This is a genomic window from Pseudomonas sp. TE12234 (assembly GCF_054061835.1).
On record NZ_JBSSEP010000005.1, the window covers coordinates 266656 to 288594 of the forward strand.

The following is a 21939-nucleotide window of genomic DNA, read 5'->3' on the forward strand; positions in this document are numbered from 1 at the left end:
CGTTGACGCCCATCGCCGGCAAGCCGGCTCCCACAAGGGCAGTGCCCTGGCATAGGTCACGCAATACCTGTAGGAGCGAGCTTGCTCGCGATGGACCCAAGGGCACCACGTTTAACCAGGTTACACGCGTTATCGTTGACACCCATCGCCGACAAGCCGGTTCCTACAGGTTTTGCGGTGATCAGTGAAATACCTGCCACCTGTAGTCCCGTCGAAACTTTCGCCCTTGCCCCGCAGTCATCAAAAGACAGGGGCACTCGGACCGGAGGCGACATGGCGGCGATTCATATCGGGATTTCAGGTTGGCGCTACACGCCTTGGCGGGGGGATTTCTACCCGAAGGGCCTGGCCCGGAAGCGTGAATTGCAATTCGCTTCGCGGGCGGTCAACAGCATCGAAATCAATGGATCGTTTTACGCCCTGCAACGGCCAGAGCGCTATGCCGAGTGGTACAACGACACACCGGCGCAGTTCGTTTTCAGCGTCAAGGCCCCACGTTTCATCACTCACATCAAGCGCCTGCGCGACATTCATAAACCCCTGGCGAATTTTTTCGCCTCGGGGGTTCTGGAGCTGAAAGAAAAGCTCGGCCCGATCCTCTGGCAATTCCCGCCCAACTTCAAATTCGATGCCGATCTGTTCGAAACCTTCCTCGAACAATTGCCCCACGACACCGAACAAGCCGCTGCCCTCGCCCGCCAGCACGACGCGCACATCAATAGCCACGCCAGCCTGAAGGCCTACAAGAAAAAGCCGGTTCGCCACGCCGTGGAAATCCGCCATGACAGCTTCATCGACCCGGCGTTTGTGCGTTTGCTCAAGCGCTACAACACCGCGTTGGTCATCGCCGACACCGCCGGCAAATGGCCGTACCGTGAAGACATCACCAGCGACTTCGTCTACCTGCGCCTGCACGGTGACGAAGAGCTCTACGCCAGCGGCTACACCCAGGCTCTGAAACGCTGGGGTGACCGGATCGAGGCCTGGCAGCATGGTCGGCAACCGGATGACCTGCATCTGATCGCGCCGAGGCTCAAACCCAAGGCCTGCAAGTCCCGCGAGGTGTTCTGTTATTTCGACAATGACATCAAGGTACGTGCACCCTTCGATGCGCGGCGCTTGCTCGAACGTTTCGACCTCGACAAGGACCTGGCCACCGCCCCCGGCGAGCCGGCAGCCGAAGGAGTGCTGGCATGAGCATTCCCGAGCCGGTTGGCGTCACCGACGAGCAAGCGCTCATCGAGCCCCTGGTGCACCGCTTCACTGTCCTGACGGTCAATACCCACAAAGGCTTCACCGCGTTGAACCGGCGTTTCATCCTGCCGGAATTGCGCGAAGCGGTGCGCAGTGTGTCTGCTGATGTGGTGTTTTTGCAGGAAGTCCACGGCACCCACGAACACCACCCCAAGCGCTATGACAATTGGCCGGCGATGCCGCAATACGAATTCCTCGCCGACAGCCTCTGGCCGCAGTTCGCCTATGGGCGCAACGCGGTCTACCCGGCGGGCGATCACGGTAACGCGCTGCTGTCGAAATTCCAGATCGTGCGCCATGACAATCTCGACGTGTCGATCAGCGGCCACGAGAATCGCGGCCTCCTGCATTGTGTATTGCGCTTGCCCGGCGAAGGCCCTGAGGTGCATGCCATTTGCGTGCACCTTGGCCTGCGTGAAAGCCACCGCACCGAACAGCTCAAGCTGTTGGCCCGTCGCCTGGAAGAACTGCCCGGTGACGCACCAGTAATCATCGCCGGTGATTTCAACGACTGGCGCCAGCGCGCCGATGCCTTGCTCAAGTCTTGCGGCTTGCGCGAAGTCTTCGCCGAACACCTTGGCAAACCGGCACGCAGTTTTCCTGCGCGATGGCCGGTGCTGCGCCTGGACCGCATCTATGTACGCAATCTGAAGGCCTGTCGCCCGCAAGTGCTGACAAACCGCCCCTGGTCACACCTTTCCGACCACGCCCCGCTATCGGTGGAGATCGAGGTATGAGCGCTTCGCCGATGGATAAAACCACCGTCGCCCCGGTTCCCGCGCCCCCGGTCAGCGAGCCGGCAGCCGTCGATGTCGAATACCGTTGGCACGGCAACAACCGGGTCGAGTTGCTGGAAAACGGCGAAGCCTATTTCCCCCGAGTGTTCGAGGCCATGCGTCAGGCCAAAAGCGAAATTCTCCTGGAAACCTTCATCGTCTTCGAAGACAAGGTCGGCGCAGAACTGCAGGCCGTACTCATCGACGCGGCCCGGCGCGGCGTGCGTGTCACCGCCAGCTTCGACGGATTTGGTTGCGGAGAACTGAGCAGCGGTTACCTCGCCGCCCTCAGTGACGCCGGTGTGCATTTGCAAATGTTCGACCCGGCGCCCAAACACCTGGGCATCCGCACCAACTGGTTTCGGCGCCTGCACCGCAAGATCGTGGTCGTCGACGGAACCTTCGCGTTCCTCGGCGGGATCAACTTTTCCGCCGACCATCTGGCCGACTTCGGCCCGGAGGCCAAGCAGGATTACTCGGTTGAAGTACAAGGCCCGGCGGTGGCCGACATCCATCACTTTGCCCTGCTGCAATGCGGCCGCCCGGTGCACGCCAGGTACTGGTGGCAACGGCGTCGACAACGCCGCTCGGAGTTGGCGTTCAGCGATCACGATGGACAGGTGCGCCTGGTGTATCGCGACAACGGCGAGCATCGGACCGACATCGAAGAGGTTTACCGACAGGTACTGCGTACAGCGCAACGGCGCGTGGTGATTGCCAATGCTTACTTCTTTCCCGGCTATCGACTGCTGCGCGAAATTCGTAACGCAGCCCGTCGTGGTGTCGAGGTGCGGCTGATTCTGCAAGGTCAGCCGGACATGCTGGTGGCCAAGCTCGCGGCGCGCATGACCTACGACTACCTGCTCAAGTCCGGTGTGGCGATCTACGAATATTGCGACCGCCCGCTGCATGGCAAGGTCGCGCTGGTGGATGAGGACTGGAGCACGGTCGGTTCCAGCAACCTCGACCCCCTGAGCCTGTCGATGAACCTGGAGGCCAATGTGTTGATCCGCGACCGAGGGTTCAACCGGCATCTGTTCGAACGCCTTGAAGATCTCAGTGACAACCATTGCAAGGTCATGTCGGTCGACAACGCACCGCGCGGCCGCGTCTGGCACATGACCGTGGGTTTTCTGGTCTTCCACTTCCTGCGGCACTTCCCGGCCTGGGCCGGTTGGTTGCCGGCGCATAAACCCCACCTCAAGGCCTTCACCGCGTCGACCCGGAGCGAGCCATCATGAGCCGCACCGAAGCCCGTGCGATGCGCAACGCCGAACAGCGGGTCAAGTCGCGCTGGAGCCGCTGGAAGCGACCATTGACGCTGCTGTTTTTTCTGGCGCTGATCGTGCTGTTGACGATGTTCGCCCAGCGCATCGAATGGAACGAGGTGTTCGATACCCTGGCCGACTTCAAGGTGCGCACGCTGATCATCGCGTCCGGGCTGACCCTCACGAGTTTTGTGGTGTACGCCTGCTTCGACCTGGTCGGTCGCACCTACATCCGCCAGGACCTCACGTGGAAACAGATCCTGCCCGTCGGGATCATCAGTTACGCCTTCAACCTCAACCTGAGCGCCTGGGTCGGCGGTATCGCCATGCGTTATCGGCTGTACTCACGACTCGGTGTGAGCAAAGCCAACATCGCGAAAATCCTCGGTCTGAGCCTGGCCACCAATTGGTTTGGCTACATGGTGATGGCCGGCGCAGTGTTCAGCAGCGGTCTGGTGCGCATGCCGCCCGGCTGGACACTCAGCAGCGGCGCGCTGCAAGGGGTCGGTGTGTTACTGCTGCTGGTGAGTGCGGGCTATCTGGCCGCGTGCCGGTACTCAACCCGCCGGGAATGGGCCATTCGCGGCGTGGAAATCAACCTGCCGTCGCTGCGCATGGCCATCGTGCAACTGGCCCTCGGGGCCTTGAACTGGTCGTTGATGGCGGCGGTGATTTTCACCCTGCTGCCGGGCAAACTGGATTACCCGCTGGTGCTTGGCGTGCTGCTGATCAGCGCCATCGCCGGGGTGATCACCCACATCCCGGCCGGGCTCGGTGTGCTGGAGGCAGTGATCGTGGCGCTGCTGCAACATGAGGTGTCGCGGGGCAGCCTGGTGGCGGGGCTACTGGCTTATCGGGCGATCTACTTTCTGCTGCCGTTGTTGATCACTCTGGTGATGTATCTGGTGGTGGAAGCCAAGGCCAAGGCGTTGCGGATCTCGAAAAAGCCCGTGTGACTGCTGCTGTCTGAAAGGACGCGATGGCGTTCTTCGAGACAGCCACTATCACCGGGACTGAATGATGCTGAGCCGCTCACCCACCACCATTTCCGTGATCCAGTCCACGAGGATCGAGGTATAGGCCTGCTGTGAAACGGGATCACTCAGGGCATGGTCGGCACCGTCGATGATGCGGTGCGTCAGCGAGTGGGTCTGCTGACAGGCCGCGCGATAACTCATGATGGTTGCATGGGGCACGTAGTCATCGGTCTCGGACTGCACCAGCAGCACATCCCCGGTAAATTGCGAACAGGCATGCAGCGCCCGGTTGCCATCGGCGCGCACCAGGGTGCTGCGATAATCGCGCAGATCGAGCTTGTCCAGATCGCGCTTGGGTGTGTGCCACTGTTCGTCGCGGTACAGCGCCGGCACCCGTAGCGCCAACCAGCGTACGGGGCGCAACGAGGTCAGGATCGCGGCCAGGTAACCACCATAGCTGGTGCCGACCACGGCAATCGCCGAGGTATCCAGCGCCGGGTGAGCGAGCAAGCGATCGTAGGCCGCCAGCAGGTCGCGCAAGTTGTCTTCACGGGTCACCCGGGACAACGGAATACCGGTGCCGCCGGTATGCCCGCGCAGGTCGAAGGTCAGGCACACACACCCCAGGCCGGCGATGCCTTTGGCCCGTTCCAGGTCGCGCTCCTGACTGCCGCCCCAACCGTGCACGAACAACACGCCGGGGACCTTTGATTTGGGGCTGAGAAAAGTCCCGCTCATCTGTTCGTCATCGATGTCGATTTGAATGCTTTCGCTTCTAGCCGTCATAGGTTTTGACCGTTACGTACTTGAGGAGAAAATCACTGTCTTGCGCCGGTCCGCGGTACATCTCGATGGCGTGCGCCGGCAAAGGCTGCTCGATGTAGGTTTCCACCGAAGACACACGAATCGCGCGCATATCCGGATCGTTGACGAAGCTCTGCAAGGCCGCCATTTCGGCACTGCTGGCACCGCCCATGCGCCAGGATTGTTCGAGCACGCCGCTGCGTGGCTTGCCGTCGCTGGCCATGCCCTGGGCAATGTCGTAATTGCGCCGCGACGCATAGAAACCGGGGTAGGCTTCATCCGCGGCGCTGTCGAACACTTGTGCCTGCTGGATGGCCAGCCGCACGTCATCGGGCAGGTCCAGCTTCAGTAAATCATCGTATCCACCCTGCACCACCAACAGGTTGGAACCACCATAGACCTCTTCGCCGTGGGCGTCTTTGGTCAAATATTGATCACCGCAATAACTCAGCACTTTGTCGCCGATGAAACTCTGACCAACGCTGTGGGTAGTGACCTGGTCCAGGTCCTGCTCCAGCACCACGCCTTCGGTGAACAGGGTTTTGGCCTCGGGTCGGGCAAGGATTTCATCGAACTGGTCGAGGCTCCTGATGACTTCCTGACCCCGCCCGGCGCACGCGTGAATCGGCTTGAGGCGGATCGGGCCGGTGTATAGCAGGTGCTCCGCCGCCGGCCGCGCATCGTCGAAGGAAAACACGCTGAGACCATCAAGCACCACATGGCGCACCCGTTCGGAAAACAACGGTGACCAGCCTTGCGGGGCATGGGCAAGGTGGTTACGCAAACCGTGACTGATGGCTTTGGTGCAGATGAAGTCATGCTCGACGTAACCGCCCCACAAATCTTCAGGCCCCTTGACGCCCAGTTGCCGGGCGGCGGCAGCACCGACCAGGGTTTGCGTCGGCAGCAGGTAAAGTTCACGACCGAGATGCTGCGTCGGGTCGTAACTGCCGCCGTACTTGAGCCCGAGAATGTGCGCCAGCCAGCGGGCCAGCGAGCGATTGGTTTCGACTTCGTGCAACGGCGCGTCGGAACGCACCGAGTGGGCGACCACCAGTTTCTTGCGGTTTGTTGGGGTCATGCGTCCCCCTTCAATCGGCGCCAGATGAATGTAGCTTTGGGGGTGCAGAGATCAGGCCAATCGCGACTGAAAAGAAACGCAATTCAAATCAGCCGGTTACGCGAAAGGTGGTGGCATCGGGCCTGTTTTATTCTGCACGACTGCATGTCTTGTTCTGGCATTTTGCATGATCGATGCGTGACACCTTTGGGAGCGCACTACAAGGATTGGCCACGATTGGCTGTATTCGGCGTCACGCCAAATCGCGTCCGGTAATCACTCGGCGCCAGCCCGGTGATTTTCTTGAACGTCGAGCGAAAGGCGCCCGGGTCCTGATACCCCACGGTCCAGGCTATGTGATCGATGGTGCCATTAGTGAATTCGAGCATTTCACGCGCTTTGCCAACCCGCAGGTGTTGGCAGTACTCGGTGGGCTTGAGCCCGGTGGCGGCACGGAACCGACGCAGGAACGTGCGTTCCTCCAACCCTGCCCGCTCGGCCATGGACGTCAGCGACACATCGGTGGCACCGGTGCTTTGCAGCCAGTGTTGAACCTTGAGGATCGACGCATCGCCATGGTTGAGAATCGGCGCGAAGTTGCTGCCGCACTCGCTGGCGCTGTCACTGTGCTCCACCACCAGAAAACGGGCGGTGCCAGTGGCGATACTCGGCCCCAACAAGCGATTCACCAGGCGCAGCCCCAGCTCCGACCAGGCCATCAGCCCGGCGGTCGTGATCAGGTCGCCGTCATCGACGATGGGGGTATCGGCCTTGAGCTTGATTGCAGGGTAACGTTCGGCGAATGCCTTGGCCGAGGTCCAATGGGTGGTGGCGCTACGGCCGTCGAGCAGTCCGCTTTCGGCCAGCAGAATCGAGCCCACGCAGACACCGCCGAGGGTCGCGCCATTGGCATGTTGCTGGCGCATCCAGCGAATCAACGCCTGCGATGCCTGGCCTTCGCGGAACCCGGCAATCGACGGCGGAATCAATACCGCCGCCAAGGCGCCGTCCACCCCGGGATGGCTGTCGTACACCCGCGCTGGCGCCTGCTCGCCGTCCACTTGCCAATGACTGACCCGCAGCAGAGGCAACTGCGCCGCCTGATGTTCGGCGGCGATCCGGTTGGCCACCCCGAACAGGTCCGTCAACCCATGCACCGCCGCCATTTGCGCGCCGGGATAGATCAACACGCCCAGTTCGGCGATTGCCCTTTGTGCATCCATTGTCAGTTTTCCCCCTTCTATTGTCGGTGCGGCCAATCCCTGGAGGGCGTGCGTGGGCCAATACTTGATTCCACATCCAACCCGCACTTCAAGGAAACAGTCATGGCCAAGCAAGCCCTCATCCTAGTCGATATCCAAAACGACTACTTCCCCCAAGGCAAGTGGCCACTGGTCGGCGCCGATGCCGCGGCGGACAACGCTGTACGCCTGCTCAAAGCCTTCCGTGATGCTGGCGATTCGGTGGTGCATATTCGCCACGAGTTCACCTCCGACACCGCGCCCTTTTTCACCCCGGGCTCCGAAGGCGCGAAGCTGCACCCCAAGGTCCTCAACCATGCCGACGAACCAGTGGTGCTCAAGCACTTCGTCAACTCATTCCGCGAAACCGAACTGCAGTCGATCCTCGACGAACAAGGCATCAAGGAACTGGTGGTCGTCGGCAGCATGAGCCACATGTGCATCGACGGCATCACCCGTGCCGCCAACGACCTCGGCTATAGCGTCACGGTGATCCACGACGCCTGTGCCTCCCGTGACCTGGAGTTTAACGGCCTGACTGTTCCGGCAGCCCAGGTGCACGCGGCCTTCATGTCGGCCTTGGGTTTTGCGTATGCGAAGGTGATCTCCACCGACGAGTTTCTGTCTGCCAGCCAGGGTTAGTGCCTGAGCTTGCCGTACCCGGTACCGGATTGATCAATCCAGCGCCCACAAAAAAGGCCCGACGCTGTTAGCGCCGGGCCTTTGTGTTTAGAGCGGGTGAAGCGGGTTATCAGAACGGAATATCGTCATCAAAGCTGTCGAAATCCGGAGCCGGTTGCGGCGCGGCTTGTTGCGGTGCCGGACGCTGTGGCTGCTGTTGCGGTGCAGGACGTGGAGCCTGCTGGCGCGGAGCGGATTGCTGGTAGTTGTTACCGCCGCCCTGGCCTTGCTGGTCGCCCTGTGGACGGCCACCCAACAGCTGCATGGTGCCTTGCATGTCGACGACGATTTCGGTGGTGTAACGCTTGATGCCGTCTTTTTCCCACTCGCGGGTCTGCAGCTTGCCTTCGATGTACACCTGCGAACCTTTACGCAGGTACTCGCCAGCGATCTCTGCAACTTTGCCGAACATCGACACACGGTGCCATTCGGTCTTTTCGACTTTCTGACCGGTTTGCTTGTCAGTCCACTGCTCGCTGGTCGCCAGACTCAGGTTGGTCACGGCGTTACCGTTAGGCAGGTAGCGAACTTCAGGATCCTGGCCGCAAGTGCCGACCAATATGACTTTGTTAACCCCACGGGCCATTACGTTCTCCTAGGCTACGCACGCTGCCTCGGCCGGGTTGTTCACCAGGCGCTCAAGGGTGGTGCGATCCAATAGTTCGGTGTCCAATTTGATGTAAATGGCCGCTTCATCAGCGACGATCACTGCATCTGTTACCCCTACGACCGCCTTCAGGCGCTCAACCAAACCCGCTTCGCGGATCGCCTCGGGCGACAACGGCAAGCGCAGGCTCGTGACGTAGGGAGGTTCGCGCATGGTAACAGCAAAGGCCAGCCAGAGGGCAGCCAGACCCGCGCATCCAAGGAACACAACCGACAAACCGCCATGCTGGAACAACCAGCCACCGAGGATGCCGCCCAGTGCGGAACCCAGGAACTGGCTGGTGGAATACACCCCCATGGCCGTGCCTTTGCCGCCGGCCGGTGAAACCTTGCTGATCAGCGACGGCAATGAAGCTTCCAGCAGATTGAACGCAGTGAAGAACACCACCGTCCCGATCACCAGAGCCCGCAAGCTGTCGCCGAACTGCCAGAAGAATAGCTCAGTGAACATCAGCGTCACGACGGCGCCGAGCAAAACTCGTTTCATTTTGCGTTTCTTCTCGCCGTAGATAATGAACGGGATCATGGCGAAGAAGGAAATCAGCAGCGCGGTCAGGTACACCCACCAGTGCTGCTCTTTAGGCAGCCCGGCTTTTTCGACCAGGGCCAGGGGCAATGCAACGAAACTCGACATCAACATCGCGTGCAACACAAAGATGCCCAGGTCCAGGCGCAGCAGGTCCGGGTGCTTGAGCGTCGGAATCAGTGCCTGACGCGCGACGCCGGACTCACGGTGCTGCAACGGCCCGGTGGAACGCGGCACCATGAACATCACGATCACAATGCCGAACAGCGCCATGCCACCTGTGGCGAGGAACAATCCGCTCAGGCCGAAAGCACGCGTCAGCAATGGCCCGACCACCATGGCGACGGCAAACGACAGGCCAATCGTCATGCCGATCATGGCCATGGCCTTGGTCCGATGCTGTTCCCGGGTCAGGTCTGACAACAACGCCATGACCGCAGCGGAAATCGCCCCGGCACCTTGCAGGATACGTCCGGCAATCACGCCCCAGATGGAATCGGCGCTGGCCGCCAGGACGCTGCCGAGGGCAAAGATAATCAAACCGAGGTAAATCACCGGGCGGCGGCCGATGCGGTCTGAAATGAAACCGAAAGGAATCTGGAAAATCGCCTGGGTCAGGCCGTAAGCGCCAATCGCCAGCCCGATAAGGGCCGGGGTCGCTCCCGCCAGGTCCATCCCATAGGTCGCCAATACCGGCAACACCATGAACATGCCAAGCATACGGAAGGCAAACACCAGGGCCAGACCACTCGCCGCGCGGGTCTCGCTGCCACTCATGCGTTCGCTGTGGGGATCGTGCATGGAAAAACCTCATGTGAACCGGCGGCGATTCTACCAGTCCCATCGATTGACGGGGTATATCGCGACGCTTTGACGCGCTCATCTGACAGACTCTTCATGTAAGCCAATCCTCCCGTCACTTGATAGTGTGCATCCATCCAGTATTTGGCCGTATACTCCTACGTTTTCGACGCCCGCCAAGCGAGGCCACTTTGGACAAGATCCTGATTCGTGGGGCTCGAACCCACAACCTGAAGAATATCGACCTGACCCTGCCAAGGGACAAGCTGATCGTCATCACCGGCCTGTCCGGCTCCGGCAAGTCGTCCCTGGCTTTCGACACCCTGTACGCCGAAGGCCAGCGCCGCTACGTCGAATCATTGTCGGCCTACGCCCGCCAGTTCCTGTCGATGATGGAAAAGCCCGATGTCGACACCATCGAAGGCCTGTCGCCGGCCATTTCAATCGAACAGAAGTCGACCTCGCACAACCCGCGCTCGACGGTCGGCACCATCACCGAAATCTACGACTACTTGCGTCTGCTTTATGCGCGGGTAGGCATTCCTCGCTGCCCCGATCACGATATTCCGCTGGAGGCTCAGACCGTCAGCCAGATGGTCGACCTGGTTCTGGCGCAACCGGAGGGCAGCAAGCTCATGCTGTTGGCCCCGGTCATTCGCGAGCGTAAAGGCGAGCACCTGTCGGTGTTCGAAGAGCTGCGTGCCCAGGGCTTCGTGCGCGCCCGGATCAACGGCAAGCTGTATGAGCTGGATGAAGCGCCCAAGCTCGACAAACAAAAGAAGCACTCCATTGATGTGGTGGTCGACCGCTTCAAGGTCCGCGCTGACCTGCAGCAACGTCTGGCCGAATCCTTCGAGACGGCGCTAAAGCTGGCGGACGGCATCGCCCTGGTGGCACCGATGGACGACGAGCCGGGTGAAGAGATGATCTTCTCCGCGCGCTTCGCCTGCCCGATTTGCGGCCACGCCATCAGCGAACTCGAACCCAAGCTGTTCTCTTTCAACAACCCGGCCGGCGCCTGCCCGACGTGTGATGGCCTGGGTGTGAAGCAGTTTTTCGACATCAAGCGACTGGTCAATGGCGAGCTGACCCTGGCCGAAGGCGCGATTCGCGGCTGGGACCGGCGCAACGTCTATTACTTCCAGATGCTCGGCTCGCTGGCCTCGCACTACAAATTCAGCCTCGAGGTGCCGTTCAACGAACTGCCCGGCGATCAGCAGAAATTCATCCTGCACGGCAGTGGCTCGCAAAACGTCGACTTCAAGTACCTGAACGACCGTGGCGACATTGTCAAACGTTCGCACCCGTTCGAAGGCATCGTGCCGAACCTGGAACGCCGCTACCGCGAAACCGAATCGGCTTCGGTGCGAGAAGAGCTGGCCAAGTTCCTCAGCACCCAGGCCTGCCCGGATTGCCGCGGCACCCGTCTGCGGCGTGAGGCGCGGCATGTATGGGTCGGCGAGAAAACCCTGCCGGCAGTGACCAACCTGCCTATCGGCGATGCTTGTGACTACTTCGGCGAGCTCAAGCTGACCGGACGTCGTGGGGAAATCGCTGACAAGATCCTCAAGGAAATCCGCGAGCGGCTGCAGTTCCTGGTTAACGTCGGCCTTGATTACCTGTCGCTGGATCGCAGCGCCGACACCTTGTCCGGTGGTGAGGCCCAGCGTATTCGCCTGGCCAGTCAGATCGGTGCCGGCCTGGTCGGCGTTCTCTACATCCTCGACGAGCCGTCGATTGGCTTGCATCAGCGCGACAACGACCGGTTACTCGGCACGCTCAAGCATCTGCGGGACATCGGCAACACGGTGATTGTGGTCGAGCACGACGAAGACGCGATTCGCCTGGCGGACTACGTGGTGGATATCGGCCCGGGCGCCGGGGTTCATGGCGGGCATATCGTCGCCGAAGGCACGCCGGCCGAGGTCATGGCTCACCCAGACTCGCTGACGGGCAAGTACCTGTCGGGTCGGGTGAAGATCGAAGTGCCGGCCAAACGCACGCCGCGCAACAAGAAGCTGTCGATATCGCTCAAGGGCGCTCGCGGCAACAACTTGCGCAACGTCGACCTCGAGATGCCGATCGGCCTGCTGACCTGTGTGACCGGTGTATCCGGCTCAGGCAAATCGACCCTGATCAACAACACGCTGTTTCCTCTGAGCGCCACGGCACTCAACGGCGCAACCACACTTGAAGCGGCCGCTCATGACAGCATCAAGGGTCTGGAGCATCTGGATAAAGTCGTCGATATCGACCAGAGCCCGATTGGTCGTACTCCGCGCTCCAACCCGGCGACCTACACCGGGTTGTTCACGCCCATTCGCGAGTTGTTCGCCGGCGTGCCGGAGTCGCGCTCCCGTGGTTACGGGCCGGGGCGCTTCTCCTTCAACGTGAAGGGCGGACGCTGCGAGGCCTGCCAAGGCGATGGTCTGATCAAGGTGGAAATGCACTTCCTGCCAGACATCTACGTTCCTTGTGATGTGTGCAAGAGCAAGCGCTACAACCGCGAAACCCTGGAGATCAAGTACAAGGGCAAGAGCATCCACGAAACCCTCGAGATGACCATCGAGGAAGCGCGGGAGTTCTTCGACGCGGTACCGGCACTGGCGCGCAAGCTGCAGACGCTGATGGATGTGGGCCTGTCGTACATCAAGCTGGGGCAATCAGCGACCACGCTGTCCGGTGGCGAAGCACAACGGGTGAAACTGTCCCGCGAGCTGTCCAAGCGCGACACAGGCAAGACCCTGTACATCCTCGACGAGCCGACCACCGGCCTGCACTTTGCAGATATCCAGCAATTGCTCGACGTGTTGCACAGACTGCGCGACCACGGCAACACGGTTGTGGTGATCGAGCACAACCTGGATGTGATCAAGACCGCTGACTGGTTGGTGGACCTGGGGCCGGAAGGCGGCTCCAAAGGCGGCCAAATCATTGCCGTTGGCACACCGGAGGAAGTTGCAGAGATGAAACAGTCTCATACCGGCTTCTACCTGAAACCGCTGCTGGAACGCGATCGGGCCTGAGACACGGGTCAAGAAAAAGCCCCTGTCACTTCATCAGTGACAGGGGCTTTTTTATATACGCCGCCATCAGGTGTGCGATTGCAGGTAGTTCTCGAGACCGATCAACTTGATGAGACCCAACTGCTTTTCCAGCCAGTAGGTGTGATCTTCTTCGGTGTCATTGAGCTGAACACGCAAGATCTCGCGACTGACGTAGTCCCTGTGTTGCTCGCACAGCTCGATGCCTTTGCACAGTGCTGCACGGACCTTGTACTCAAGACGCAGATCAGCCTCAAGCATCTCAGGCACTGTGGTGCCCACATCAAGATCATCCGGACGCATGCGTGGCGTGCCTTCCAACATCAGGATCCGACGCATCAGCGCATCGGCATGCCCGGCTTCTTCTTCCATTTCGTGATTGATACGTTCGTAGAGCTTGGTGAATCCCCAGTCCTCGTACATCCGCGAATGGACGAAATATTGATCACGTGCGGCCAGTTCGCCGGTCAGCAACGTGTTGAGGTAATCGATAACGTCTGGGTGGCCTTGCATCGCCCTACATCTCCCTGCTTGAAAGTCTGTAGTTTGAACCAACCCGCTTGGCAGGTCACTCGATTACGCAATAAAAGCGAAGATATTCTGAGAAAAGCAGCTTAATTAACGCAAAAACCGCCCAATCAAGGGCGGTTCTGCTTCGCATTTAGACTACGTTAAGCTGTACGTTGAGCTGCTTTGCGATTGCTTCTCCATACGCCGGATCGGCCTTGAAGAAATGCTGCAACTGGCGATCAACTACATCACTTGATACACCTGCCATCGCGCCGGCGATGTTGCTCACCAATAACGCACGCTGCTCGTCACTCATCAAGCGAAACAGCGCACCGGCATGGCTGTAATAATCGGTATCTTCACGATGATCGTAACGATCAGCCGAACCGTTCAACGGTAAAGCGGGCTCAGCGTAACGAGGAGCCTGCTTCGGGGAATCGACATAACTGTTCGGTTCGTAGTTCGGAGCCGCACCGCCATTGGAACCCAACGCCATCGAACCATCGCGCTGATAGCTGTTAACCGGGCTGCGCGGCGCATTCACCGGCAACTGCTGATGGTTGGTGCCGACGCGATAGCGGTGAGCATCCGCGTAAGCGAATACACGGCCTTGTAGCATTCGGTCTGGCGACAGACCGACGCCTGGCACCATGTTGCTGGGACCAAAGGTGGCCTGCTCGACTTCCGCGAAGTAATTGAGCGGATTGCGATTGAGCTCCAGCTCACCGACTTCAATCAACGGGAACTCTTTCTGCGACCAGGTTTTGGTCACATCGAATGGGTTCTCATAATGCGCGGCGGCTTGAGCCTCAGTCATGATCTGGATGCACACACGCCATTTTGGAAAGTCACCACGCTCGATAGCGTTGAACAGGTCCCGTTGGGCGTAATCCGGGTCAGTACCGGCAAGGCGCGCTGCTTCCGCCGGTGCCAGGTTCTTGATCCCTTGCAGAGTCTTGTAGTGCCATTTCACCCAATGACGCTCGCCTGTGGCGCTGATCAGGCTATAGGTATGGCTGCCAAAGCCGTGCATATGACGATAGCCATCAGGAATGCCCCGGTCCGAAAACAGAATGGTGATCTGATGCAGTGCCTCGGGCGAATACGACCAGAAGTCCCACATCGCCTGCGCACTTTTGAGGTTGCTTTGGGGCAAACGCTTTTGCGTATGGATGAAGTCCGGGAATTTCAGCGGATCGCGGATGAAAAACACTGGGGTGTTGTTGCCAACGATGTCCCAATTACCTTCCTCGGTGTAGAACTTCAACGCAAAGCCACGAGGGTCGCGCTCGGTATCAGCGGAACCTCGCTCACCACCTACGGTGGAAAAACGTAGAAATGTTGGCGTTTGTTTGCCCACTGCCTCGAACAGCTTGGCGCTGGTGTAGCGAGTGATGTCACGCGTCACAGTAAATGTGCCGTAAGCACCCGAGCCTTTGGCGTGAACACGACGCTCTGGAATGTTTTCACGGTTGAAGTGTGCAAGCTTCTCGATCAGGTGGAAATCGTCGAGCAGCAGAGGACCACGAGGGCCGGCGGAGCGAGAATTCTGGTTGTCGGCGACAGGAGCGCCACTGGCGGTTGTAAGTGTTTTGTTCTGGCTCATGCGTCTCTTCCTTTGTCAGTCTTGAACTGCCGGCGAATCGGCTTGGAGGGAGTATTGATCATCATCATGACAGCCACAAATTCATTAACTTGCTGACATCGATAGAAAATAACTAATGACCAACCCACGGATATAGTGCCGACCGGGAAGGTTTGAAGCTTGTACGTAGAGCGCATTTCTAACAGGCACAAAAAACCGGGCGCTAGGCCCGGTTTCTTGTTTCAGACTGACGTCTTACTCAGCGGATACAGCTTCACCGCCGACAGCACGATCAACCAACTCGACGTACGCCATAGGCGCGTTGTCGCCAGCGCGGAAACCGCACTTGAGGATGCGCAGGTAGCCACCCTCACGGGTAGCGTAACGCTTGCCCAGGTCGTTGAAGAGCTTACCAACGATAGCTTTCGAACGAGTACGGTCGAAAGCCAGACGGCGGTTAGCCAGGCTGTCTGTCTTGGCCAGAGTGATCAGCGGCTCAGCAACGCGGCGCAGTTCTTTGGCTTTTGGCAGAGTAGTTTTGATCAGCTCGTGCTCGAACAGCGACACCGCCATGTTCTGGAACATGGCCTTGCGGTGCGAGCTGGTGCGGCTGAGGTGACGACCACTTTTACGATGACGCATGGTTCATTCCTTACCAAACACTACGTTCGGTGATTACGACGATCAGGCAGTCGCCTTGTCGTCCTTCTTAAGACTTGCAGGCGGCCAGTTGTCGAGGCGCATGCCGAGGGACAGACCGCGGGAGGCCAGAACGTCCTTGATTTCAGTCAAGGATTTCTTGCCAAGGTTCGGAGTCTTCAACAGTTCTACTTCGGTACGCTGAATCAGGTCGCCGATGTAGTAAATGTTTTCCGCCTTAAGGCAGTTAGCCGAACGTACAGTCAGTTCCAGATCGTCAACCGGGCGAAGCAGGATCGGATCGATCTCGTCTTCTTGCTCGATTACCACTGGTTCGCTGTCACCCTTGAGGTCGACGAACGCAGCCAACTGCTGTTGCAGGATGGTTGCGGCGCGGCGGATAGCCTCTTCAGGATCCAGAGTACCGTTGGTTTCCAGATCAATAACCAGCTTGTCCAGGTTAGTACGCTGCTCGACACGGGCGTTTTCCACCACGTATGCGATACGGCGAACCGGGCTGAACGAAGAGTCAAGCTGCAAGCGACCGATGCTGCGGCTTTCGTCTTCATCGCTCTGACGCGAGTCTGCCGGTTCATAACCACGACCACGAGCTACAACGAGCTTCATGTTCAGGGCGCCGTTAGACGCCAGGTTAGCGATTACGTGATCGGGGTTAACGATCTCGACATCATGATCCAGCTGAATATCGGCAGCGGTAACCACCCCCGAACCCTTCTTCGACAAGGTCAGCGTAACTTCGTCACGGCCGTGCAGCTTGATAGCCAGACCTTTAAGGTTCAACAGGATTTCAATTACGTCTTCCTGTACACCTTCGATGGCGCTGTACTCGTGGAGCACACCGTCAATCTCGGCCTCGACTACTGCACAGCCGGGCATTGAGGACAACAGGATGCGGCGCAGCGCGTTGCCCAGGGTGTGGCCAAAACCACGCTCGAGAGGCTCGAGAGTGATCTTGGCGCGGGTTGGACTGACAACCTGCACATCAATGTGGCGGGGTGTCAGGAACTCATTTACCGAAATCTGCATGGATGCACCTATTTTCTAGCCCTTACTTGGAGTAGAGCTCGACAATCAGGCTTTCGTTGATGTCGGCGGACAGATCACTGCGAGCTGGAACGTTCTTGAAAACGCCCGACTTCTTCTCAGTGTCTACTTCTACCCATTCTACGCGGCCACGTTGGGCACACAGATCGAGAGCTTGGACAATGCGAAGTTGGTTTTTTGCTTTCTCGCGAACAGCAACCACGTCACCAGCACGAACCTGGTAGGACGGAACGTTAACGGTTTGACCGTTTACGCTGATCGACTTGTGCGATACCAGCTGACGGGATTCGGCACGAGTCGAACCAAAGCCCATACGGTATACAACGTTGTCCAGACGGCATTCGAGCAGTTGCAACAGGTTTTCGCCAGTTGCGCCTTTCTTGCCAGCAGCTTCTTTGTAGTAGCCGCTGAATTGACGCTCGAGAACGCCGTAGATACGACGGACCTTCTGCTTTTCACGCAGTTGGGTGCCGTAATCGGACTGGCGACCGCGGCGTTGGCCGTGGATACCAGGTGCTGCTTCAATGTTGCACTTCGATTCGATCGCGCGCACGCCGCTCTTCAGGAAGAGATCGGTGCCTTCGCGACGAGCGAGTTTGCATTTTGGACCAATGTAACGAGCCATTCTTTACAATCTCCTGGATTACACGCGGCGCTTCTTCGGCGGACGGCACCCGTTGTGCGGGATTGGCGTCACGTCGGTGATGCTGGCGATCTTGTAGCCACAGCCGTTCAAAGCGCGGACTGCGGATTCACGACCTGGACCTGGACCTTTGACGTTTACGTCGAGGTTTTTCAGGCCGTATTCCAGCGCAGCTTGACCAGCACGTTCAGCAGCTACTTGAGCAGCAAACGGGGTGGACTTGCGGGAACCGCGGAAACCCGAACCACCGGAGGTAGCCCAGGAAAGAGCGTTACCTTGACGGTCGGTAATGGTCACGATGGTGTTGTTAAAAGATGCATGGATGTGGGCGATGCCATCAACCACTGTCTTTTTAACTTTTTTACGAGGACGAGCAGCAGGTTTTGCCATGATTAATTTCCTGTCGATTCGCTGGGGCGATTACTTGCGGATCGGCTTACGCGGACCTTTACGGGTACGCGCGTTGGTCTTGGTACGCTGACCGCGTACTGGCAGACCACGACGATGACGCAGACCGCGATAGCAACCGAGGTCCATCAAGCGCTTGATTTTCATGTTGATTTCGCGACGCAGGTCACCTTCAGTGGTGAACTTCGCCACTTCGCCACGCAGCTGTTCAATTTGCTCGTCGCTCAGATCCTTGATCTTTGCTGCTGGGTTTACCCCAGTATCTGCACAAATTTTCTGTGCAGTAGTGCGACCAACACCATAGATGTAGGTCAGCGAGATAACAGTATGCTTGTTATCTGGAATGTTAACGCCTGCAATACGGGCCATTCAGTGGGACTCCAATTGACAGCTACCTACGCCCCGGAAGCCAAGAAATAGGGCGCGAGATAATATCGCTGTAATAACAAATAATCAACCCGGCAGCGCACTAGCTGCCGGGCTTGAAGCACAATCACACTCAGCCTTGGCGCTGTTTGTGACGCGGTTCCGCGCTGCAAATTACTCGAACAACACCTTCGCGGCGAATAATCTTGCAGTTACGGCACAGCTTTTTCACCGATGCACGAACTTTCATCACCAACTCCTCGAACCTTATGGGTACTCAGCGCAACATGCCGCTGCCGTAACCCTTCAGGTTGGCTTTCTTCATCAGGGATTCGTACTGGTGCGAAACGAGGTGCGATTGTACTTGGGACATGAAGTCCATCACAACCACGACCACGATCAGCAACGAGGTCCCGCCAAGGTAGAACGGAACGTTGGCTGCAACCACCAGGAACTGGGGCAACAGGCAGACGGCCGTCATGTAAAGAGCACCGAACATGGTCAAGCGAGTCAGAACGCCATCAATGTAGCGCGCAGACTGCTCACCTGGACGGATGCCCGGAATAAAGGCACCGGACTTCTTCAGGTTTTCCGCTACGTCTTTCGGATTGAACATCAACGCCGTATAGAAGAAGCAGAAGAAAATAATCCCTGCACTAAACAGCAGAATATTCAACGGCTGACCAGGAGCGATCGACTGCGAGATGTCCTGCAACCAGCCCATACCTTCAGACTGACCGAACCAGGCACCCAACGAAGCCGGGAACAGCAAAATGCTGCTCGCGAAAATAGCCGGAATAACACCGGCCATGTTCACCTTCAGCGGCAAGTGGCTGGTCTGCGCAGCGAAGACCTTCCGGCCCTGCTGACGCTTGGCGTAGTGAACAGCAATACGACGCTGACCACGCTCAATGAACACCACGAAACCGATAATCGCTACTGCCAGCAAACCGATGGCAACCAGGGCGAAGATGTTGATATCACCCTGACGTGCAGACTCGAAAGACTGCCCGATCGCTCTCGGAAGACCGGCGACGATACCCGAAAAAATCAACATCGAGATACCGTTGCCAACACCACGCTCAGTAATCTGCTCACCCAGCCACATCATGAACATCGCACCAGCCACAAAAGTGGATACCGCGACGAAATGGAAGCCAAAGTCACCAGTGAACGCTACGCCCTGCCCCGCCAGACCAATGGACATGCCAATGGCCTGAACGAGAGCGAGGACGACAGTGCCGTAGCGGGTGTACTGGCTGATCTTGCGACGGCCAGCTTCACCTTCCTTCTTCAACTGCTCCAGCTGCGGGCTGACGGCGGTCATCAGCTGCATGATGATCGATGCCGAAATGTACGGCATGATCCCCAATGCAAAGATGCTCATCCGTTCCAGCGCGCCGCCGGAAAACATGTTGAACAAGCTAAGAATGGTCCCCTCATTCTGTCGAAACAGGTCCGCGAGACGGTCCGGGTTGATACCTGGAACCGGGATGTGTGCGCCTATTCGGTAGACGATAATCGCCAGGAACAGAAAACGCAGACGAGCCCAGAGTTCAGACATACCGCCTTTGCCGAGCGCAGAGAGAGCACCTTGCTTAGCCATTTATTCCTCGAACTTGCCGCCAGCTGCTTCGATAGCCGCACGCGCACCTTTGGTGGCGCCGATTCCCTTGCCGATAGTGACAGCGCGAGTCACTTCACCGGACAGCATGATTTTCACACGCTGTACGTTGACGTTGATCACGTTGGCATCTTTCAGGGACTGCACGGTGACGATGTCGCCTTCCACTTTAGCCAGCTCGGACAGACGCACTTCTGCGCGATCCATGGCCTTCAGGGAAACGAAACCGAACTTCGGCAGGCGACGATGCAGCGGCTGTTGACCGCCTTCAAAGCCTGGAGCAATGGTGCCACCGGAGCGGGAAGTCTGACCTTTGTGACCACGGCCACCAGTCTTACCCAAACCACTACCGATACCACGGCCCGGACGATGCTTTTCGCGACGGGAACCCGGCGCTGGACTCAGATCATTGAGTTTCATCGATTAACCCTCGACACGCAGCATGTAGTAAGCCTTGTTGATCATCCCGCGATTCTCGGGAGTATCCTGGACTTCTACAGTGTGACCGATGCGACGCAGACCCAGACCCTTAACGCACAGTTTGTGGTTAGGGATGCGGCCGGTCATGCTTTTGATCAGCGTAACTTTAACGGTAGCCATGATCAGAAGATCTCCTTGACGCTTTTGCCACGCTTGGCGGCAATGGATTCAGGAGACTGCATAGCTTTCAAACCTTTGAAAGTGGCGTGAACCACGTTTACCGGGTTAGTCGAGCCGTAGCACTTGGCCAGAACGTTCTGAACGCCAGCAACTTCGAGAACGGCACGCATAGCGCCGCCAGCGATGATACCGGTACCTTCAGAAGCAGGCTGCATGTACACCTTCGAAGCGCCGTGAGCGGACTTCATTGCGTACTGCAGAGTGGTGCCGTTCAGATCAACCTGGATCATGTTGCGGCGAGCAGCTTCCATTGCCTTCTGGATCGCAGCAGGCACTTCACGCGACTTGCCACGGCCGAAGCCAACACGCCCTTTACCATCACCAACCACGGTCAACGCGGTGAAAGTGAAGATACGGCCGCCTTTAACGGTTTTGGCTACGCGGTTAACTTGAACCAGCTTCTCGATGTAGCCTTCGTCGCGCTTTTGGTCGTTATTTGACATAACTTAGAACTCCAGCCCAGCTTCACGAGCAGCATCAGCCAGCGCTTTAACGCGGCCGTGGTACTTGAAGCCAGAGCGGTCGAAAGCCACCTGCGAGACGCCAGCGGCCTTAGCACGCGTAGCGACCAGCTGGCCAACCTTAGTGGCCGCGTCGATGTTGCCAGTGGCGCCATCACGCAGTTCTTTATCCAAAGTCGAGGCGCTTGCCAGGACTTTGTTGCCGTCGGCCGAAATGACCTGGGCGTAGATGTGCTGCGAAGAGCGGAACACGCAGAGACGCACGACTTCGAGTTCGTGCATTTTCAGGCGTGCTTTGCGAGCGCGACGCAGTCGAGTAACTTTTTTGTCGGTCATTTGCTATGCCCTACTTCTTCTTGGCTTCTTTACGACGGACGACTTCGTCCGCGTAGCGCACACCTTTGCCTTTGTACGGCTCTGGTGGACGGAAGTCGCGGATCTCGGCGGCCACTTGACCTACCAGCTGCTTGTCGATGCCCTTGATCAGGATATCGGTCTGGCTAGGAGTCTCAGCGGTGATGCCTTCCGGCAGTTCGTAATCCACTGGATGCGAGAAGCCAAGAGCCAGGTTCAGCACTGTGCCTTTTGCTTGCGCTTTGTAACCAACACCGACCAGCTGGAGCTTGCGCTCGAAGCCTTGGCTTACGCCTTGGACCATGTTGTTTACCAACGCACGAGTGGTACCAGCCATTGCGCGAGTCTGTTGATCGCCATTGCGAGCAGCAAAACGCAGCTCACCAGCTTCTTCAACGATCTCAACGGACGAATGGATGTTCAGTTCGAGAGTGCCCTTGGCACCCTTCACCGAAAGCTGTTGGCCTGCGAATTTTACTTCGACACCGGCTGGCAGCTTAACGGGGTTCTTAGCGACGCGAGACAT

General features: G+C 58.4%; 25 protein-coding genes. 6 read left to right on the forward strand and 19 right to left on the reverse strand.

From position 1 onward, the window contains the following. Positions 1-273: 273 nt before the first annotated feature. Genes ACVWYU_RS11105 through ACVWYU_RS11120 form a run of 4 tightly spaced genes read left to right on the forward strand, consistent with a single transcriptional unit; the run spans position 274 to position 4254 of the window. Positions 274-1197 carry a DUF72 domain-containing protein gene (locus ACVWYU_RS11105; RefSeq protein WP_457372701.1) on the forward strand — a complete coding sequence of 308 codons (924 nt, stop codon included), beginning with the start codon at positions 274-276 and terminating at the stop codon, positions 1195-1197. Next, complete coding sequence (locus ACVWYU_RS11110; protein WP_457372702.1) at positions 1194-1991, forward strand: endonuclease/exonuclease/phosphatase family protein; 798 nt, start codon at positions 1194-1196, stop codon at positions 1989-1991. The genes ACVWYU_RS11105 and ACVWYU_RS11110 overlap by 4 nt, the downstream gene beginning before the upstream one ends. Then, complete coding sequence (gene clsB / locus ACVWYU_RS11115) at positions 1988-3271, forward strand: cardiolipin synthase ClsB (protein ID WP_457372703.1); 1284 nt, start codon at positions 1988-1990, stop codon at positions 3269-3271. The genes ACVWYU_RS11110 and clsB overlap by 4 nt, the downstream gene beginning before the upstream one ends. Beyond that, positions 3268-4254, forward strand: a complete 987-nt coding sequence (locus ACVWYU_RS11120; RefSeq protein ID WP_457372704.1) for a lysylphosphatidylglycerol synthase domain-containing protein — start codon at positions 3268-3270, stop codon at positions 4252-4254. Before clsB ends, ACVWYU_RS11120 begins: the two co-directional genes overlap by 4 nt. Positions 4255-4302: 48 nt before the next feature. Here the strand turns inward: ACVWYU_RS11120 and ACVWYU_RS11125 are convergent, their stop codons facing one another. The 3 genes from ACVWYU_RS11125 to ACVWYU_RS11135 form a co-directional block, all read right to left on the reverse strand. Next, positions 4303-5061 carry an alpha/beta hydrolase family protein gene (locus tag ACVWYU_RS11125; protein ID WP_090325593.1) on the reverse strand — a complete coding sequence of 253 codons (759 nt, stop codon included), beginning with the start codon at positions 5059-5061 and terminating at the stop codon, positions 4303-4305. After that, complete coding sequence (locus tag ACVWYU_RS11130) at positions 5051-6160, reverse strand: DUF3182 family protein (protein WP_457372705.1); 1110 nt, start codon at positions 6158-6160, stop codon at positions 5051-5053. Before ACVWYU_RS11130 ends, ACVWYU_RS11125 begins: the two co-directional genes overlap by 11 nt. A gap of 197 nt (positions 6161-6357) precedes the next feature. Beyond that, the gene (locus ACVWYU_RS11135) at positions 6358-7362 is read right to left on the reverse strand and encodes a GlxA family transcriptional regulator (protein WP_247254553.1); all 1005 of its coding nucleotides are present in this window, start codon (positions 7360-7362) and stop codon (positions 6358-6360) included. 102 nt (positions 7363-7464) lie between these two features. On the opposite strand from ACVWYU_RS11135, the gene ACVWYU_RS11140 reads away from it, so the two are divergent. After that, positions 7465-8022, forward strand: a complete 558-nt coding sequence (locus tag ACVWYU_RS11140; RefSeq protein ID WP_457372706.1) for a cysteine hydrolase family protein — start codon at positions 7465-7467, stop codon at positions 8020-8022. Between the two features lie 109 nt (positions 8023-8131). Here the strand turns inward: ACVWYU_RS11140 and ACVWYU_RS11145 are convergent, their stop codons facing one another. Then, entirely contained in the window at positions 8132-8647 is a 516-nt protein-coding gene (locus ACVWYU_RS11145; RefSeq protein ID WP_007970128.1) for a single-stranded DNA-binding protein, read from the reverse strand. Between the two features lie 9 nt (positions 8648-8656). Further along, entirely contained in the window at positions 8657-10054 is a 1398-nt protein-coding gene (locus tag ACVWYU_RS11150) for an MFS transporter (RefSeq protein WP_248915658.1), read from the reverse strand. A 191-nt stretch (positions 10055-10245) separates the two neighbouring features. Between ACVWYU_RS11150 and uvrA the strand changes: the two genes are divergently transcribed. After that, on the forward strand, positions 10246-13080 hold the full coding sequence (uvrA, locus tag ACVWYU_RS11155) for an excinuclease ABC subunit UvrA (RefSeq protein ID WP_457372707.1): 2835 nt from the start codon (positions 10246-10248) through the stop codon (positions 13078-13080). Between the two features lie 66 nt (positions 13081-13146). On the opposite strand, the gene bfr is transcribed toward uvrA, so the two are convergent. The 14 genes from bfr to rplF all read right to left on the reverse strand — a co-directional run bounded on the left by bfr (position 13147) and on the right by rplF (position 21939). Then, positions 13147-13611, reverse strand: a complete 465-nt coding sequence (gene bfr, locus ACVWYU_RS11160) for a bacterioferritin (RefSeq protein ID WP_247254549.1) — start codon at positions 13609-13611, stop codon at positions 13147-13149. Positions 13612-13759: 148 nt separating this feature from the next. Then, complete coding sequence (locus ACVWYU_RS11165; RefSeq protein WP_457372708.1) at positions 13760-15214, reverse strand: catalase; 1455 nt, start codon at positions 15212-15214, stop codon at positions 13760-13762. A gap of 234 nt (positions 15215-15448) precedes the next feature. Then, entirely contained in the window at positions 15449-15835 is a 387-nt protein-coding gene (rplQ, locus tag ACVWYU_RS11170) for a 50S ribosomal protein L17 (protein ID WP_007924175.1), read from the reverse strand. Positions 15836-15877: 42 nt separating this feature from the next. Further along, positions 15878-16879 (reverse strand): DNA-directed RNA polymerase subunit alpha, encoded by a 1002-nt coding sequence (locus ACVWYU_RS11175; RefSeq protein ID WP_007924176.1) that lies wholly within the window; start codon positions 16877-16879, stop codon positions 15878-15880. Positions 16880-16901: 22 nt separating this feature from the next. Next, entirely contained in the window at positions 16902-17522 is a 621-nt protein-coding gene (rpsD, locus tag ACVWYU_RS11180) for a 30S ribosomal protein S4 (protein WP_003176404.1), read from the reverse strand. Positions 17523-17540: 18 nt separating this feature from the next. Beyond that, on the reverse strand, positions 17541-17930 hold the full coding sequence (gene rpsK, locus ACVWYU_RS11185) for a 30S ribosomal protein S11 (protein ID WP_002555466.1): 390 nt from the start codon (positions 17928-17930) through the stop codon (positions 17541-17543). A gap of 30 nt (positions 17931-17960) precedes the next feature. Next, positions 17961-18317 carry a 30S ribosomal protein S13 gene (gene rpsM / locus ACVWYU_RS11190; protein ID WP_008374135.1) on the reverse strand — a complete coding sequence of 119 codons (357 nt, stop codon included), beginning with the start codon at positions 18315-18317 and terminating at the stop codon, positions 17961-17963. Positions 18318-18447: 130 nt separating this feature from the next. Beyond that, positions 18448-18564: a 50S ribosomal protein L36 gene (gene rpmJ, locus ACVWYU_RS11195; RefSeq protein WP_002555468.1), complete on the reverse strand. Its 117-nt coding sequence runs from the start codon at positions 18562-18564 to the stop codon at positions 18448-18450. A 27-nt stretch (positions 18565-18591) separates the two neighbouring features. Then, a complete protein-coding gene (secY, locus tag ACVWYU_RS11200) occupies positions 18592-19920 on the reverse strand; it encodes a preprotein translocase subunit SecY (protein WP_003228718.1) in 1329 nt (442 codons plus the stop codon). Next, positions 19921-20358: a 50S ribosomal protein L15 gene (gene rplO, locus ACVWYU_RS11205; protein ID WP_003228720.1), complete on the reverse strand. Its 438-nt coding sequence runs from the start codon at positions 20356-20358 to the stop codon at positions 19921-19923. Between the two features lie 3 nt (positions 20359-20361). Further along, on the reverse strand, positions 20362-20538 hold the full coding sequence (gene rpmD, locus ACVWYU_RS11210; protein ID WP_003176408.1) for a 50S ribosomal protein L30: 177 nt from the start codon (positions 20536-20538) through the stop codon (positions 20362-20364). 2 nt (positions 20539-20540) lie between these two features. Beyond that, positions 20541-21041, reverse strand: coding sequence for a 30S ribosomal protein S5 (gene rpsE, locus ACVWYU_RS11215; protein ID WP_003186035.1), 501 nt, complete (start codon positions 21039-21041; stop codon positions 20541-20543). 3 nt (positions 21042-21044) lie between these two features. Continuing rightward, complete coding sequence (rplR, locus tag ACVWYU_RS11220; RefSeq protein WP_003186037.1) at positions 21045-21395, reverse strand: 50S ribosomal protein L18; 351 nt, start codon at positions 21393-21395, stop codon at positions 21045-21047. Positions 21396-21405: 10 nt separating this feature from the next. After that, on the reverse strand, positions 21406-21939 hold the full coding sequence (gene rplF, locus ACVWYU_RS11225) for a 50S ribosomal protein L6 (RefSeq protein WP_003176412.1): 534 nt from the start codon (positions 21937-21939) through the stop codon (positions 21406-21408).